Here is a 16,374-nt window from a genome sequence, read left to right on the forward strand (position 1 = left end):
ATATTCGCAGAAGGACATTTGCGATTTTTGGTGTCAAGTTCAAAGAGCTGACCGATAGCATCCTGTACATCAGAGTTTTTTAAACCTTTGACAACATTCTTCGTCCAATTTTTGATTTTTTCTTCTGAATCGAGATATTTACTTATAGTCTCAGTGCTAAAAGAGCCGATGGTGGATTACATTAATGTATCTATATTAGCAGCCTTCTTATCAGTGGTATTGATGATCATTTTATAATAATCATCATTAGCATTTAGAAAATCAGCAGTACCTGACTGACAGTATTCGCCATTTCTGTTTATTTGGCTTCTGATTCGTCTGTTTTAGCAATAATTAAATTAATATTCTTGACAACAGATTTTGAGTCGTATTTTTTCAGACCTGCCTGTTTTAAAGTGTACTTCCAGTTCAGATTTGTTAACCCTTCATCAATTGCAACAGTATCCAAGTAATCATGGATATTTTTTTTCTTTATCCCCATTCTTTTCGTAAGCATCACGTATGCCTTTGATTTGATTTTGTTGCTTTGTTCCAGATTCTTGCCAAAGGTATTTTCTAGATTGGTCAGTCTGAGCTTTGAAAACTCGCAGTAAAATACCTGTCTTTTTGATGTTCCTTTGATATTCCTGTAATTCGGCAGATCGAAATGCGTCATTTAAAGAAGCGGTATTTGACGCAACTGTCAGAATAGGCTGACCAAGATCATTATATCCTTTTACAAGAGACGGAAGAGTAGAAGCTAAACTGGGTGCAAGTGATTGGTATTCGGCAAATTCCTGAGCAGACAAGGAAAGATTGTGTCCCGTAGAATCTACGCCTTCTTGTAATTGGAGAAATCGTTTTTCATTATCAGCTTTCCATTGTTTACCGGAATATATGTTAGAATGACTTTGTTGTATTTCGGAGGAAGCTTCTTTAGCTTTATTAATTGCGTCTTCTTGTGCATTGGCAAGTTTTTGATAAAGAGCAATTACTCCGTTTATAGCAGCCGATATACCGATTCCAATAGCCATATTCCCAGCGGTTGCGAGTATGTTTTTACCAAATGATGCTAAGCCGGATTTAACAGGGTGGAGAGTTTGATTTAAGCCTTGTAATGTAGCCTTACCATGCTCTACTGTAGTAAAATAGCGCTTGGAAGCAGAATCCATGTCTTTATTAGTTCGTGCCCATGTATGTCCACCTTCATTAAGCAGCAGTATCCTTTCAGGTATATACCTTAACGTCAGATATAGTATTGCGCACTATATGGAGCAGATATTTCTATCCGGCGATTTACGGTATGTTAAAAAAACACTTTAAAGTATCAAGTTCCAAAAATATTCCCACAAAATCTTTAGAAGAAGCAAAAAGATTAGTCTATAACTGGAGACCTTCTGATTGTTTTATTCTGGCAAAAACAAATGAAATGATTGAAGAATATGACAAAGGTATTCTGTGTGAGAAGAAATCCAGGGTGTTTACAGAATGGCTTGACATGTCTGACGATGGACGAAATAACATTTTTGCGGGTAGATAGTATTATAAATTCAAATAAATAAAGGGACTAATGAATCCGATGTGGTTGAAAGAATAGCTACATCGGCTTTTACTTGCAAAATATGTACAATATTTACAAAAATAACTTGTAAAAATATGGGATTAATGGTAATATATACATATAAAAATAATAATAGTATTAAAAAATAATAATATTAAAAGAGAATAGTGTTAAAAGAGATTAATGTGTTTTGAGATGTACTATAAAATTGAAAGCAGGTGATTCCAATGGAGAGGTAAGTAATAAAAAATATTGCGAATAGATAAAAAGAGAAAAGAGTGGATTTATATTATTTACATGAATCTTGTAACTTGAAAATACGTTTTCTAAAAAGGAGAATGAATATATGAAGTTAAAAATGAAAATAATAAGCACCTTAGCCATATTCTCAATGCTTTGCACACCCATGTCTGTCGCTGCAGATGCATCCTCACCAGAAAATAATGAGGATATTAATATTCGTATAATAAGCGAAGAAAAAATGTCTGATGAAGAGATTCAGGAATACAATGCGAAAGAACACGTAAATATTGGATTAACAGAACAAAACTCAACGGGTATTGTTCCTTATGGGATAGGCATACCAACTACGAAGTATAACATATCCACTACAACTGCCTACAATTTTGCTGGTAGCTCAACAAGCGGCAACTTATATACAAACTACTATTTTTCTGGATATGAGAAGTATTATGTTCAAATTAAAAACTATTCAGACACAACATTAACAGCAAAAGTAAAAACATTTTTTAGCACAAAGAAGACATTGACTGTAAAACCAGGAAATACAATTTATGCAGAAGTGAGTGGATTTTCTACAAGTAGCAATGTATATATTTTATTTGAAGCTCCTTCAGATTTCTCAGGGTGGATTAAAGCATTAGATTAAAGGCTTATTGCTCATATATCACTCTATGCGGCCCGTTACAATGAAAATCTAATCCCCAGCATGTCTGGGGATTAGTACCGTTAGAAATATATATTTTTTGGAAAGGCCATTAATCAGATCATTTTCACTCTATACTCTTAAGCAATATTAGGAAGGTGTTATATGGGAAAAAAGAATCTTTCAAGGCGTGGAGGTATTTTATGTCAGCGACTCTTTTGAAATTCTTCGCATTATTTTTTATGACATTAGACCATATATATGATTATTTTCCTGGCTCTCCTCTTTTTTTTAAGTGGATAGGAAGGATATCAGCACCTATTTTTTTGTTTTTATCATGTGAAAGTTATCGCCACACTAGTAAAAAAATAAAATACATGATTAGGCTTTACATATCAAGTTTATTAATGGGGATTATTAACTTTTGGAGCCTTTCTAAATATAAAGATATACCTAATAATATTTTTAGAACATTATTAATAGCTGTTTTATCATATTATATCTATGATAAGATAAAAGAAAAAAAGTACAAATATTTTTATGTCTATACCATTTGGCAGCTATTTGCATACATATTTATGGTTTGCATATTACAAATTTCCAAGTTTAACGAAGAATTTATCGTACGTGTTGTAGCACCATTACTGGGAAGTGTATTTTATGTCGAAGGTGGATTGTTATTTATAATTCTGTCTTTATTATTTTATATTTTTCATAATCGCAAACTACTATTATCTTTATCATTCACTGGATTTGCAGTAACATATACAGCATTGTTTCAATTTAACATATTAGAAAGAACAAGAAATTATTTGGACCGCATATCAGGGCATATTCTTGGTGAAATATTTTTTTTTATATCTGTTACCATATTAAATATTGCACCAATGAATATTTATGAACATTCTCTATTATATGATAATTATGTCTGGATGATGTTATTGTCTATTCCATTCATTCTTTCATATAATGGAAAAAGGGGTATTGGGATGAGGTATTTTTTTTATCTCTATTATCCACTTCATTTAATTATATTAAGTATTATTTCATTTGAGTTTTCTGTATCATAATGAAAAAGTTTTGTACATAAAAAAGCAAATACTTATAGTTTGGGTAAAATTGAAGTCTTATAATGTATTCATACGTCTTTGACGTAAATACATTTAAAGGAGGTCATCTTTTATGACTAATTATCGAGTTATCGAGAGATTATCAGGCTTGCCAGCCTGAATCTCAGCCAAACCAATATCGCACTCAGTTGCGGTGTCTCCAAGAAAACGGACAATAAGGTTCTGAAGGCGGCACGGGAGCAAAATATCTCATGGCCGCTTGATGCAAACCAGATTGATTCGGTAATCGAGCAGCTGTTGTTCCCCAAACAGAATGGTAAGCAGGCTCATACCAACAAACGGATGCCGGATTCCGGATTACGCTCACATCCGCAAGGAACTGCTACGAAACGGCGTGAACAAAAAGCTCCTATGGACAGAATACCTTGAGGAATGTGCTTCTATCCAGTGATTGGATTTCATATCCGGAAAAGCCTCTGCGCATCCGTACAAACTGCATGGAAGAACGGCAGCAAATATATATGCCGGTATATCCCTGCCACTGACGGCATCATAAACCTTGAGGAGAAGTGAGAGAATGAGAGCATCAGCAGAAATGATATTTTATGCTGATGAAATAGAAGAACTTTTTGAAGTATTAGAAAAGGGATATCAATCAAATGGTAATATCGTTAATTTGGGATTAATATGCAACTTTGATTTGGGATTAAGGGGAGGTGAGCTATGTGCCTTAAAATGGCTAGATATTAATTGGATAAATGAGACGCTTTTTGTTCAAAGGCAAGAATGTACTACTGGTGAAGTGGTTGATTATGTGAAATCTGATAGCTCGGCTGGCTATAGAGAGCTGTATTTGACGGATGGCGTTATGCAGATCTTTAAAAGGATAAAAAATGAATAAAAAGTTTTATCTGAGTTTTTATTTTCAAATCCAGATGGTAGTAGAGCGGTTAAAGATCAATTTGAACATAGGTTAACAAAAGCTGAACTGGCATTAGGATGGAAAACAGGAAAGTTAAAATATTCTCATTGTATACGGCGTACTGTGGCATCGCGAATGAATGTAGATGGATGGTCACTAGAAGAGATCAGAAGATGGCTAGGACATACAAGTAAAGAAACAACATTAAAATATATTTTTAATCCCTATCGACAAGACGAGATGAAGGAGAAGCGAAAAAAAACATCCATATTACAAAATAATAAAAACTGTCTTCAAAATAATGATTCATTTTAAAAATAAAAAATACTGGAGAACCGCATAAACAGCAGCCTCCAGTATCTTAATTATTAATCGGGGCAACAGGATTTGAACCTGCGACCTCACGGCCCCCAGCCGTGCGCGCTACCAAGCTACGCCATACCCCGTAACGATTATTTATTATAACAGAATTTTTGGAAAATGCAAGAAAAAATCGAAAAAAAGTTTAATTTTTTTTATTAAAATATTTTTAAGGAAAAAAACGCGCATTTTGACCGGACTGCCGCATGATAAAAGTACAGATATAATGGCTGTTTTCTGTACGGAGGACCGCAGTTGTTTCCATCGGCAGTCCCCCATTTGAATGATCAAAAACGCTGGGATTCCTATTAGAAATGAATCACCCTTGGTTCATCCGTAAATGATGCAAAGGTAGCCGTGGCATCTTTCAGGTAAAATACTTGTGTATTGCCATCGCCGGGCTGATACATGGCCTGCAGGTTCGGGTAGCCGTCCAGCATGTGCTTTTGTGCCTCTACCCTGTCATCCAGCACGGCAGTGGCCTCGATCCGCAGCCAGTGACCGCCGTCGAATGCGCAGATCTCTATTTGGGGATTAGCCAGAATCTGTCGGGAAACATTTTTTACTTTACCGGTCTGGATATAGAGTTTGTCTTCAAAGATGTCCACGGTTCCAAAGGGACGGACTCTTGGTTGACTGCCCTCTGTGGTTGCCAGATAATAAGTCCCGCATTTCTTTAGAAAATCATAGATTTCCTGCATAAAACAGACCTCCTTTGTAAATTTGACATTTTTACGCGCCTATACTAATATTATAGCAAATACATGAGAAAAAGAAAGCGCTATTTAAAAGAATAAGCGAAAATAAGCGAGGATACCCCACGATATGACCGCACTCTTCAAAAATGTCTGTCGTGGGATGAAATAACAGACAGAGCAGGAGGATGAAGCTTTGAAGATAGAAGACCTGGACAGTAATTTTAAACAGGAAGCGAACAGTACACGCTTAAATTACAGGAAGGTAAAGGAAACAGAGGCAGAGATTGAGGGATTATGCCCCCATACCTGGCAGCGCCTTCCCGATGGTGTTCTGGAAGAAATATACAGACCGGAGCTTACTGCGCTTGCCCGGCATACCAGCGGAGGTGTGCTGCGATTTCAGACAGATACTTGTATTCTGGGTTTGTGTATGGAACTGCTGGAGCCGGATGTTATGATGTCCCATATGCCCCTGACCGGAAGCGCGGGCATGGATGTGTTTGTAAACGGCAGCTATGCCGCTACATTCAGGGCAGAACTGGGAGAAGATGCGGTAAAGGGAGAAATACTTCTTTCAGGGGAAAAATCGGAAATAACCGTATATCTGCCCCTCTACAACGGTGTGAAGGAATTATACCTGGGTATCTCAGAGAAGGCATGTATATGGAAGCCGCTTGAACATAAAGTAAGGAGGCCTATAATCTTTTATGGCTCCTCCATCACACAGGGCGGATGTGCCTCCAGAACCTCCAATGCCTATCCGGCGCTGGTGACAAGATGGCTGGATGCAGGCATGTATTGTCTTGGGTTCTCAGGCAATGCCAGAGGGGATCTGCCGATTGCCCGTTATATTGCCGGACTGCCTGCAGAATATCTGGTCTATGATTACGACTACAATGCTCCCGATGCCGCGTTTTTGAGGGAAACACATGAACCGTTTCTGGAATATATTCTTTCACATAACCCGGCGCTTCCTGTGCTTGTCATGTCACGGCCAAACCCGGAATTTAAGACAGAAGAGCTGCAGAGCAGGGAGCGCAGACAGATTATATGGGAGACGGTTTTCAAATGCAGGGAAAGAGGATATCAGGTGGATTTTCTGGACGGTGCGGAGCTGTTTGGGGAGGAAGCAAGAGAGTGCTGCACTGTGGATGGCATTCATCCCAATGATTTGGGATTTTACCGGATCGCGCAGAGGGTTTTTGGAAAAATACATGCGTTTCTCTCTTGACATTTTCGGCAGGGAATGGTATCTTAACTTTAACACAACAGCAACGAGCTGTTGCAATATGACAAATGCGAAGATAAGGATTAGTACAGATTCATATCGGATTTCAGAGAGCCGCTGGCTGGTGCGAAGCGGCAGACGCAGAATCTGGAACTGCCCTTGGAGCAGCTGCCCGAACTTTCTTTGAGAAACAGTAGGCGCAGACGGAACCCTGCCGTTATCAGAAGGGAAAGATATAAGGTGTACATATCTGTATCTTATTAAGCGTATGAAGTATATTCATAAAGTAGAGTGGTACCGCGCAGGACAGTAGTCTTTCGTCTCTATTACAAGCATATTGTAATAAAGATGGAGGGCTTTTTTTTATACCATTTGGGAAGCCAGAGAAATCCCTGGAAGTCCGGGCAGGCCGCCTGTTATTAAAGCTTAGATATAGGTATCCAAAAAAGTCAGGAGGAAAAGAGAATGAAAAATTGCAGTAAGTACAAGAGACAGTATTTCATGCCGCCGGTAAAATGTATGAAGTGGGCGGAAAAAGAGTATGTGGACAAAGCTCCCGTTTGGTGCAGTGTTGACCTGCGTGACGGCAACCAGGCACTTGTCATCCCCATGAATCTGGAACAGAAAGTGGAGTTTTTCAAACTTCTGGTGGAGATTGGATTTAAAGAGATAGAAGTGGGATTCCCGGCTGCTTCTGAAACAGAATATACATTCCTCAGAAAGCTGATCGAGGAAAACCTGATTCCGGATGATGTGACCATTCAGGTTCTGACTCAGGCCAGGGAACATATTATCAAGAAGACATTTGAGGCAGTAAAAGGAGCCAAAAATGTAATTGTTCATGTATACAATTCCACATCCCTTGCACAGCGTGAACAGGTGTTCAGAAAATCAAAGGAAGAAGTTCTGAAGATTGCAGTAGAAGGCGCTAAACTTTTAAAACAGCTCACAGAGGAAGCAGGAGAGAATTACCGCTTCGAGTACAGTCCGGAGAGCTTTACAGGAACTGAACCGGAATATGCGCTTGAGGTATGCAACGCAGTGCTTGACATCTGGCAGCCCACAGCCGACAGAAAGCCAATCATCAACCTGCCTGTAACAGTGGAGCATTCCATGCCCCATGTATACGCAAGTCAGATAGAATATATGTGTGAGAACCTGAAATACAGAGAAAACGTGATCGTATCCCTTCATCCGCACAACGACAGAGGATGTGGTGTGGCTGATTCTGAGATGGGACTTTTAGCAGGAGCTGACCGTATTGAGGGAACACTTTTCGGAAACGGTGAGAGAACCGGTAATGTGGACATCATTACCCTGGCCTTGAATATGTATTCCCAGGGTGTTGAACCGAATCTTGACTTTACCAATATGAGTGCAATCTGTGAAAAATACGAAGAGTTCACAGGAATGAAAATAAGCGAGAGAAGCCCATACTGCGGCGCGCTGGTTTTCGCAGCTTTTTCCGGTTCCCATCAGGATGCCATTGCAAAAGGCATGCACTGGCTGGATGAAAAGAAACCGGAACACTGGACTGTTCCCTATCTGCCCATTGATCCGAAAGATGTGGGAAGAAACTATGACGCAGACGTTATCCGTATTAACAGCCAGTCCGGCAAAGGCGGTGTAGGTTATATTCTGGAAACAAAATACGGCCTGAACCTGCCGGCTAAGATGCGGGAGGCCATGGGATATACAGCCAAGGCTGTCTCAGATCATACACAGAAGGAACTGCTGCCTGAGCAGATTTTCGAGCTGTTCAAAAAGACATTTGAGAACGTTACCTCTCCTCTGAAAATCCACAGTGTTCATTTCCAGCAGAAGGACGGCGGCATCACCACACAGGTGACATCCAGTTTTAACGGACGTGAGGTGACGATAGAGGCAGCCGGAAACGGACGTCTCAACGCAGTCAGCAACGCATTGAAAAAGGAATACGGGTTCCAGTATGATCTGATAACATATCAGGAACATGCATTGGAGCAGAGTTCCAGTTCCAAGGCCATTGCCTATGTGGGAATCCGCAAACCGGACGGCAGTCTTGCCTGGGGCGCAGGAGTGGATCCTGATATCATCAGGGCATCCATCGACGCACTGGTGACAGCTATTAATAACAGATAAAGATCAACAGGGCTGAATGAATATCGAAGGGTATTTGTTCAGTCCTGTTTCTTTATAAATACAGTGAAATCAGGCGGGTACAGAGGGGGAATAAATATAATAAAAGGATTATTGCTGCTGATACTATGCTCCATATGCCTTACAGCATGCAGCGGGGAAAGAAAATTAGAGATAAACACAGAAGAGATAACAAAGGACACCATTGTATCCTGTGAGGATGGAATGTTTTACGAATATATGCATTCTTATCCAGACATTCCGTCACTGGCCAGAGAAAGTGATGTGGTCGTTTATGCTGAGACAGCAGGTATAAGCTATTATATTGCCGGGGATGGTGTGTGCCGCACAAAAGCGGATATTAAAATTCTGCAGTCTTTTAAGGGAAATTATAAAAAAGGAACAAAAATTAAAATGATAAAAGATCAGGGGTATGCATCCGTAAAGGATTATATTGATTCTCTCGGAACAAAGGATGAGAGGAGAAGCTGCCGTCAAAAATATGAACAGTACAGTAATGAAGCACTAAAACACATTTATGTGCTGCAGATAGAGCAAGATGATATAATGCTGGAAACAGGTCAGAAAAGTATTTATTTTCTTCAGAAGTCTGCATATTACAATACGGATGGGACGTATGCCAGAATAAACGGGCCGGAAGGAGAGTATATGGAAACAGAGGAGGGGTATTTTGCAGAAGTAAAAACATTCTGTGATTACCGCAAAAGTATAGAGACAAGGGGAGATACCGGCTCAGAGGAAGAGGAATACCAAGTTTTTACTTTGGATGAAATGGCATCTCAGATAAATGAATCAAAATAAGCATTTTCAAAATTGAGAGATCAATTTTTATGCCATCATTTTTAACATCATTTTCGCACATATGCAACAAAACAGGACTCAGCGGACACTTATAAAAAGAAGGGTAACGATTGCTGTGTATTTCAGAAAATGAGGTGAAATGATATGAAAAAAATAAAGGAAAAGAAGAGAGGCGGTATTTTTCTTTACACATTGGCATTATGTCTGGTACTGCTTACAGGGTGTTCCTCCATACAGAGACAAAGTGGCGGTGATAAAATGACCGAACCGAGGGGAAATGTGTCTTCAGAGGTGGGAAATACATCCCGGGAGGACAACGAACCGGCTGCCCGGGAGTTTGAGATTACCGGGAAAGTGATAACAGCAGATGAGAACACCATACTGTTTTTACAGGATGGGGAAGAAAATGGTGGACTGGCCGACTTTGGCACAAGTGATGTCCTGTTTTATGACCAAGAAGGAACGGAATTAGAAGCAAAGGCACTCCGGCCGGGAATGCGCATCGCGCTTTCCGCAGCCGCTGACAGCACTTCTGTGGAGCGTTATCCGCTGGGAATCACAGGCGTTCACAAAGTCCGCGTTCTGGAACAGCAAAATGATGTGGTCGGCCTGTATCTTGACATCCTGAAGGCAGTCTACGGCGCAGACACGGCACTGAATGATAAGATCACCATAGCGGCTCTTGATCTGACAAAGGAAGAGAACCTTTCCAAACAGGAGAAGGAGGCCCTTCGATATCTTTTTTGGTCCTATTTGACAAATGCACAGGAAAGCCTGCCTGACGGCGGAAGTGGACATATAGATGTAATGCTGTCCACTTGGGAGGAACTGACGGAAGAAGGTTTGATCGATAAAGAAAACCTGGATTTTCCGGAAGGAATTCTGATAACCATAAAAGCAGGACAGATAAAAAATGACAGTTTCCGGTTTGATGTGGAAAAATGGCGTTCCGGTCTTGGTGCTATCGGGTATGACTCCTGCGAAGGGACATTTGAGGACGGCGCCGGAACTTACCGTCTGGGTGCGGCCTGGATATCATAAGCAGATAGAATAAAAGAAGATACAGATATTTCCACATTTTAGTGAAATAGAGGAAAAAAGCACGAAAAAGTGTATAAAATAACTATCAATAAATAAGATAATATTGTGAAGATTAGCTAAAAGACGCCCCGGCTTATTGACTTCCATTGCCCAATTATTTTATAATCCATATAATTCATGACATCAGAAACGGAACTGAGAGGTATCACTGGTGTCTATTCGAGATAAGAAAACAGGCAAAGGAAAAAGGTATGGACATTATTCGTACGATTGCGGCCGGATTTTTATTTTTGATCCGGAAGATATCTAAAAAGAGCCGGAGAACCTGTGCGCTGGTTATGACAGGGGCAGTGGTGATCGCTGCCGTGGCATTCACCTTCCATGGGCTTCATGCAGGCGGAAAAAATAATGTATATGCATCTGTGAGTGACGACAAAGATCCGCCTAACGATAAGGATGAGCCAGAGGAAGAACAGCTGTACGGTCTGGACGCAATTATTTCAGGCGTACTGATAAGTCAGGATACCCAGAGCGAAGTACATCGGCTCGGCACCTCCTGTGAGGCTGTGCTGGTAGGGCAGAGAACAGGAAAAAAGGTGCAGGAATCACATTTTGATTTCAGTGAAGAGACAGCCAGCAGTGTGGCTGAACTGGAGAATCATTCCATCGGCGCTTCTGAGAGTCTCCTCAGGATGACGGACCAGGATTATGAGACGCTTCTTAAAATTGTGGAGGCGGAAGCCGGCGGAGAGGATATCAAAGGCCGTATTTTGGTGGCAAATGTGATCTTCAACCGGGTGAAAAGCCCTGATTTTCCCAACAGTATTCACGATGTGGTGTGGGAGAATTCGGACGGAAGTCCCCAGTTTTCTCCTACGGTTGACGGCAGAATCGATACGGTCACCGTTTCAGAGGGGACCAGAGAAGCGGTCAACCGGGCGATAGACGGGGAGGATTACTCCCAGGGTGCACTGTTCTTCATGGAAGAGGCTTATGCGGAACAGCACAATATTAAATGGTTTAAAGAGGATTTAAAATTTTTATTCCAATATGGGGTACATGACTTTTTCACGTATCCGTAAAGAAGAAAGGACTTAAAAAAGATGGAGATTTTGTACAAGAGCACAAGAGGAACAGGGGAATGCGTAAAGGCATCCGAGGCAATTTTAAAAGGACTCTCAAAGGACGGCGGACTGTTCGTACCCACAAGTATTCCCAGGCTGGATATTCCCATGGAAAAATTGGCGGAGATGACTTATCAGGAGATTGCTTATGAGGTTATGAGCCGTTTTCTGACCGATTTTACAGAGGAAGAGTTAAAGGCATGTATTGCCAGAGCCTATGATTCCAAATTCGATACAGAGGAGATCGCCCCTCTGGTAAAGGCAGGCGGCGCATATTATCTGGAGCTGTTTCACGGAGCGACCATAGCGTTCAAGGATATGGCACTTTCCATCCTGCCCCATCTTTTGACCACCTCCGCAAAGAAAAATCATGTAAAAAATGAGATCGTTATCCTCACTGCCACATCAGGCGATACAGGCAAAGCAGCTATGGCCGGTTTCGCAGATGTGCCCGGTACAAGGATCATTGTCTTTTATCCCAAGAATGGTGTCAGCCCCATCCAGGAAAAACAGATGGTGACACAGAAGGGAAATAATACATATGTGGTGGGAATCACAGGCAATTTTGATGATGCCCAGACCGCAGTGAAAAAAATGTTCAATGACAAGGCCATGGAGGAGGAGCTTGACAAGGCAGGCTTCCAGTTCTCTTCTGCCAACTCCATCAATATCGGCCGTCTGGTGCCTCAGGTGGTGTATTATGTTTACGCTTACGTGAACCTTTTCAAGAACGGTGAGATAAAAGATGGTGAAAAAATTAACGTAACAGTGCCCACCGGAAACTTCGGAAACATTCTGGCAGCCTATTATGCCAAGAATATGGGCCTGCCAATCGATAAATTGATCTGTGCCTCCAATGAGAACAAAGTTCTCTTTGACTTTTTCTCTACCGGAAGCTATGACAGGAACCGTGACTTCATTCTGACCTCCTCTCCATCCATGGATATCCTTATATCCAGCAACCTGGAAAGGCTTATTTACCGCATTGCAGGGGAAAATGCGGACAAAAACCGGGAGATGATGGAGCAGCTTACCAAGGGCGGAACCTATCAGATCACAGAGGAAATGCGCGGCCAGCTTGCTGATTTCTATGGCAATTTTGCTACAGAGGAGGAGACTGCCCAGGCTATAAAGGCTCTTTATGAGGATACAGGCTACGTGATTGACACCCATACAGCGGTTGCTGCCTGTGTTTACGGAAAATACACAGATGAGACCGGGGACAGCACCAAGACGGTCATCGCCTCCACAGCCAGTCCGTTTAAATTCACAAGAAGCGTCATGAACGCCATTGACAGCAAATATGATGCCATGGGTGATTTCGAGCTGGTGGATGAATTGTCCAAAATTGCAAATGTGAAGGTTCCCAATGCCATTGAGGAAATCCGTACAGCCCCTGTTCTGCACGATACCGTGGTGGACGTTCCTGATATGCCTGCCGCAGTAAAAAATGTGCTCGGAATTTAAAAAATAAAAATTCTATAAAATGTAAAAAAATCGTCAAGAAAATACATTGTTAAAGTATTGACTTTTAAAAACTAACATGAGATAATAAATTGACTTTGAGATAAGATTAAGGAGGAAACCATATGTCAACAAAAGCATATTACCCAATCAACGAGATTGGAGCAGGCAAAACTGGCTTCAGCAAAACTCGTTCCATTATTGAAGCAGCATTCTATGGCAACAATGTTGTTAAGGTTAACACATTAAAAGAGGCATATGAATTAGCGAAGAACTCACCTGGAACAGTCGTTACAGATATGCCTGTTTATAGAGGCGAAGAGTTTGGTCTTGAGAGAGATGCTAAAGTTTTATTATTCAACGATGGTGCTATCACAGGACGTTATGCAGCAGCACGCCGTATTGCCGGAGAACCAGGTGTTGACTGCGCGGCTCTTGACAAAGTGGCTATGGATGCTATTTATGAAGCCCGCTGGAAAACCATGTACCATGCAGAGGTATATGTAGGTCTGGACCCAGAATTCATGGTAAAAGCTCACCTGCTGATTCCGGAAGGCGAAGAGAACATCATGTACTCCTGGATGCTGAACTTCCAGTATATGTCTGATGACTATGTAAAAATGTATAAAAATTCCCAGCCTGTAGGCGGCGGAAAAGAAGCAGATATTTTTATCTTCTCAGATCCTCAGTGGGCACCTGCAAGCCGTCCGGGCGTTGACTTCAGCTGCTTAAGCGATCCGCAGACTCTGTGCTACTTCAACACAGACCAGAACTGTGCTTGTATCCTTGGTATGAGATACTTCGGTGAGCACAAAAAAGGTACTCTGACCATGGCTTGGGCAATTGCCAACAGAAATGGTTATGCAGCATGCCACGGCGGACAGAAAGAGTACACACTGGCTGACGGCTCCAAATACGTTGCTTCTGTATACGGTCTGTCAGGATCAGGTAAATCTACCATCACACATGCAAAACACAATGGCAAATACGAGATCAAGGTTCTGCATGATGATGCATTCATCATCAACACAGATACTTGTGCTTCCGTAGCGTTAGAGCCTACATACTTCGATAAAACTCAGGATTATCCTGCAGGATGCGATGACAACAAGTTTCTTCTGACATCCATGAATAACTCTGCTACATTAGACGAGGATGGAAACATCCAGCTTGTAACAGAAGATATCAGAAATGGTAACGGACGTGCGATCAAATCCAAACTGTGGGCACCGAACCGCGTTGACAAGATCGACGAGCCGGTTAACGCAATCTTCTGGATCATGAAAGACCCGACCATTCCGCCGGTAGTGAAATTAAAAGGTGCTTCTTTAGCATCTGTAATGGGCGCTACTCTGGCTACAAAACGTTCTTCAGCAGAGCGTCTTGCACCGGGCGTTGATCCGAATAAGCTGGTTGTTGTTCCTTACGCTAACCCGTTCAGAACATATCCGTTAGCTGATGACTACGAGAAATTCAAAAAACTGGTTGAAGAGAAAAATGTAGACTGCTACATCATCAACACAGGCGATTTCATGGGCAAGAAAGTACAGCCGAAAGATACTTTAGGTATCCTGGAAGCAATCGTAGAGAAGAAAGCAGACTTCAAACCTTGGGGACCGTTCTCCGATATCGAAATCTTCGATTGGGAAGGATTCGTTCCGGATATGAATGATGCAAGCTACGTTGATCAGCTCAGAGCTCGTATGAATGACCGTGTCAATGAAATCAAAGCTTTTGAGACAAAGAAAGATGGATATGACAAACTTCCTGCTGACGCTTTAGAGGCAATCCAGAAAGTTGTTGAAGAGCTGAAATAATTCAGTCTTGTAATAGAAATCTTGCGGACCGTCAGTGATGGCGGTCCGTTTTCCTGTTTCATACCCGGAGATATTCAAAGGTCCTCGGGCAGCGGAGAAAATATATGATGGATTTGGAATATGCAAAAGAAAGTTTCCGGCAATATCTCAATCATTACGACAGAAGCGACGATAAGATCATGCTGAAGGAGGTCCATACCTTCTGTGTCCTGGATGCAGCGGACTATATCTGCAGGGAAGAGAAGATTTCCAAGGAAGACCACGAACTGGCTCTTCTCATAGCTCTGCTTCACGATATCGGACGGTTTGAACAGTTGAAGACCTTCCACAGCTATGACGACAATTTGTTTGACCATGCCGAGTTCGGCGTAAAGGTCCTCTTTGAGGACGGCATGATCAGGCAGTTTATCCGCGATGACAGGTATGACCCTATCATCAGGACAGCGATTGCCTGTCATTCCCTCTATGAAATACCAAAGGAAGTAGAGGGAAGGGAACTCCTGCACTGCAGGATCATCAGGGATGCGGATAAACTGGATAATTTCAGGGTAAAGGATACGGAGAAGGCTGAGGCCATCTTTGGCATTTCTGCAGAACAGGTAGGGCTTGAACCTGTCTCAGAAAACATCTTGAACGCCATAAGAGAACACCGCTGTATCCGGCGGGGGGAGAGAACCACGCATATGGATATGTGGATATCCTATCTGGCTTTTATCTTTGACTTAAACTTCCCTTCCAGTTTCCTTTACATTAAGAATCAGGACTACATGAACCGGAATATAGACCGCATTCCTTATGGGAATCCCAAGACAAAGGCGGATATGGAAGAAGTGCGTTCTATCTGTAATATTTATATTGAAGAAAAAATTTATTAAGTGTGTGCATTTTTGTTGAAAAAGTTCATATACTAGAGTATAATAAAGATACGAAGTAATCCTGGGGTGTGCGATGCTCCTACAGTTTTTGAACCTACATTTCTTTAAACGGGATTCCTATATTTCTGTTCAGATGTCAGGCCGTCATTGCGCAGCGGAAGGCAGAAGAACAGTTGCGGTTGCCCACCTGGCTTAGGCTAGGAGTCAGAAAGTAGGAAACGGCATCCTGGGATTATTAATATAACAGCAGGTTTGCTGATATATATGAATAGTGGACATTTGCAGCAGGAACGCCGCATTTGATGCGAGAGTCTGAAGAATCAGACTCTTTTTGTTTATAACAATAGGAACATGGACCCTCAGGGGAATGCGCAGTTGGCGCAGCAGGCAGATGACCGCACGCTTCGGC

At 41.7% G+C, this 16,374-nt stretch carries 14 protein-coding genes, 1 tRNA gene, 1 other RNA gene, 1 pseudogene and 1 other annotated feature; of the genes and pseudogenes, 14 read left to right on the forward strand and 3 right to left on the reverse strand.

Translation table 11 applies throughout. The features are described 5' to 3' along the window. Positions 1 to 452: 452 nt before the first annotated feature. Positions 453 to 1,151, reverse strand: coding sequence for a hypothetical protein (locus WMO65_RS02115; RefSeq protein WP_148391507.1), 699 nt, complete (start codon positions 1,149 to 1,151; stop codon positions 453 to 455). Between the two features lie 86 nt (positions 1,152 to 1,237). On the opposite strand from WMO65_RS02115, the gene WMO65_RS02120 reads away from it, so the two are divergent. The 5 genes and pseudogenes from WMO65_RS02120 to WMO65_RS02140 form a co-directional block, all read left to right on the forward strand. Continuing rightward, positions 1,238 to 1,519 carry an ORF6C domain-containing protein gene (locus tag WMO65_RS02120; protein ID WP_225305330.1) on the forward strand — a complete coding sequence of 94 codons (282 nt, stop codon included), beginning with the start codon at positions 1,238 to 1,240 and terminating at the stop codon, positions 1,517 to 1,519. Positions 1,520 to 1,886: 367 nt separating this feature from the next. Beyond that, positions 1,887 to 2,429 (forward strand): hypothetical protein, encoded by a 543-nt coding sequence (locus WMO65_RS02125; RefSeq protein ID WP_052099228.1) that lies wholly within the window; start codon positions 1,887 to 1,889, stop codon positions 2,427 to 2,429. Positions 2,430 to 2,629: 200 nt separating this feature from the next. Continuing rightward, the gene (locus WMO65_RS02130) at positions 2,630 to 3,496 is read left to right on the forward strand and encodes a TraX family protein (protein ID WP_033140398.1); all 867 of its coding nucleotides are present in this window, start codon (positions 2,630 to 2,632) and stop codon (positions 3,494 to 3,496) included. Positions 3,497 to 4,073: 577 nt separating this feature from the next. After that, the gene (locus tag WMO65_RS02135) at positions 4,074 to 4,397 is read left to right on the forward strand and encodes a site-specific integrase (protein ID WP_243128770.1); all 324 of its coding nucleotides are present in this window, start codon (positions 4,074 to 4,076) and stop codon (positions 4,395 to 4,397) included. A 21-nt stretch (positions 4,398 to 4,418) separates the two neighbouring features. After that, positions 4,419 to 4,733: pseudogene (locus tag WMO65_RS02140) on the forward strand (site-specific integrase); the annotation flags it as partial. A 57-nt stretch (positions 4,734 to 4,790) separates the two neighbouring features. Here WMO65_RS02140 and WMO65_RS02145 read toward each other — a convergent pair. Both WMO65_RS02145 and WMO65_RS02150 read right to left on the reverse strand, forming a co-directional pair. Then, a tRNA-Pro gene (locus WMO65_RS02145) sits at positions 4,791 to 4,864 on the reverse strand. 222 nt (positions 4,865 to 5,086) lie between these two features. Then, positions 5,087 to 5,479: a pyridoxamine 5'-phosphate oxidase family protein gene (locus WMO65_RS02150; RefSeq protein WP_033140396.1), complete on the reverse strand. Its 393-nt coding sequence runs from the start codon at positions 5,477 to 5,479 to the stop codon at positions 5,087 to 5,089. 190 nt (positions 5,480 to 5,669) lie between these two features. Here WMO65_RS02150 and WMO65_RS02155 point away from each other — a divergent pair, with 190 nt between their 5' ends. From WMO65_RS02155 to ssrS, 9 genes are all read left to right on the forward strand, one after another. Beyond that, positions 5,670 to 6,707 carry an SGNH/GDSL hydrolase family protein gene (locus WMO65_RS02155; protein WP_148391506.1) on the forward strand — a complete coding sequence of 346 codons (1,038 nt, stop codon included), beginning with the start codon at positions 5,670 to 5,672 and terminating at the stop codon, positions 6,705 to 6,707. 61 nt (positions 6,708 to 6,768) lie between these two features. Further along, positions 6,769 to 7,032: a binding site (T-box leader), on the forward strand. Between the two features lie 137 nt (positions 7,033 to 7,169). Then, positions 7,170 to 8,825, forward strand: a complete 1,656-nt coding sequence (locus WMO65_RS02160; protein WP_033140394.1) for a 2-isopropylmalate synthase — start codon at positions 7,170 to 7,172, stop codon at positions 8,823 to 8,825. Between the two features lie 222 nt (positions 8,826 to 9,047). Next, on the forward strand, positions 9,048 to 9,644 hold the full coding sequence (locus tag WMO65_RS02165) for a hypothetical protein (protein WP_148391505.1): 597 nt from the start codon (positions 9,048 to 9,050) through the stop codon (positions 9,642 to 9,644). Positions 9,645 to 9,788: 144 nt separating this feature from the next. Then, positions 9,789 to 10,685, forward strand: a complete 897-nt coding sequence (locus tag WMO65_RS02170) for a DED domain-containing protein (RefSeq protein WP_148391504.1) — start codon at positions 9,789 to 9,791, stop codon at positions 10,683 to 10,685. Positions 10,686 to 10,936: 251 nt separating this feature from the next. Then, the gene (locus WMO65_RS02175) at positions 10,937 to 11,767 is read left to right on the forward strand and encodes a cell wall hydrolase (protein ID WP_081960216.1); all 831 of its coding nucleotides are present in this window, start codon (positions 10,937 to 10,939) and stop codon (positions 11,765 to 11,767) included. Between the two features lie 21 nt (positions 11,768 to 11,788). Then, positions 11,789 to 13,276 carry a threonine synthase gene (thrC, locus tag WMO65_RS02180; RefSeq protein WP_033140391.1) on the forward strand — a complete coding sequence of 496 codons (1,488 nt, stop codon included), beginning with the start codon at positions 11,789 to 11,791 and terminating at the stop codon, positions 13,274 to 13,276. Between the two features lie 122 nt (positions 13,277 to 13,398). Then, positions 13,399 to 15,090 carry a phosphoenolpyruvate carboxykinase (ATP) gene (locus WMO65_RS02185; RefSeq protein WP_033140390.1) on the forward strand — a complete coding sequence of 564 codons (1,692 nt, stop codon included), beginning with the start codon at positions 13,399 to 13,401 and terminating at the stop codon, positions 15,088 to 15,090. 104 nt (positions 15,091 to 15,194) lie between these two features. Continuing rightward, positions 15,195 to 15,965 (forward strand): HD domain-containing protein, encoded by a 771-nt coding sequence (locus WMO65_RS02190; RefSeq protein ID WP_148391503.1) that lies wholly within the window; start codon positions 15,195 to 15,197, stop codon positions 15,963 to 15,965. Positions 15,966 to 16,020: 55 nt separating this feature from the next. Further along, a non-coding RNA gene (ssrS, locus tag WMO65_RS02195) (6S RNA) lies at positions 16,021 to 16,202 on the forward strand. The last annotated feature ends 172 nt before the right edge of the window (positions 16,203 to 16,374 follow it).

The organism is Blautia caccae, from assembly GCF_040095955.1.
Classification (GTDB): domain Bacteria; phylum Bacillota; class Clostridia; order Lachnospirales; family Lachnospiraceae; genus Blautia; species Blautia celeris.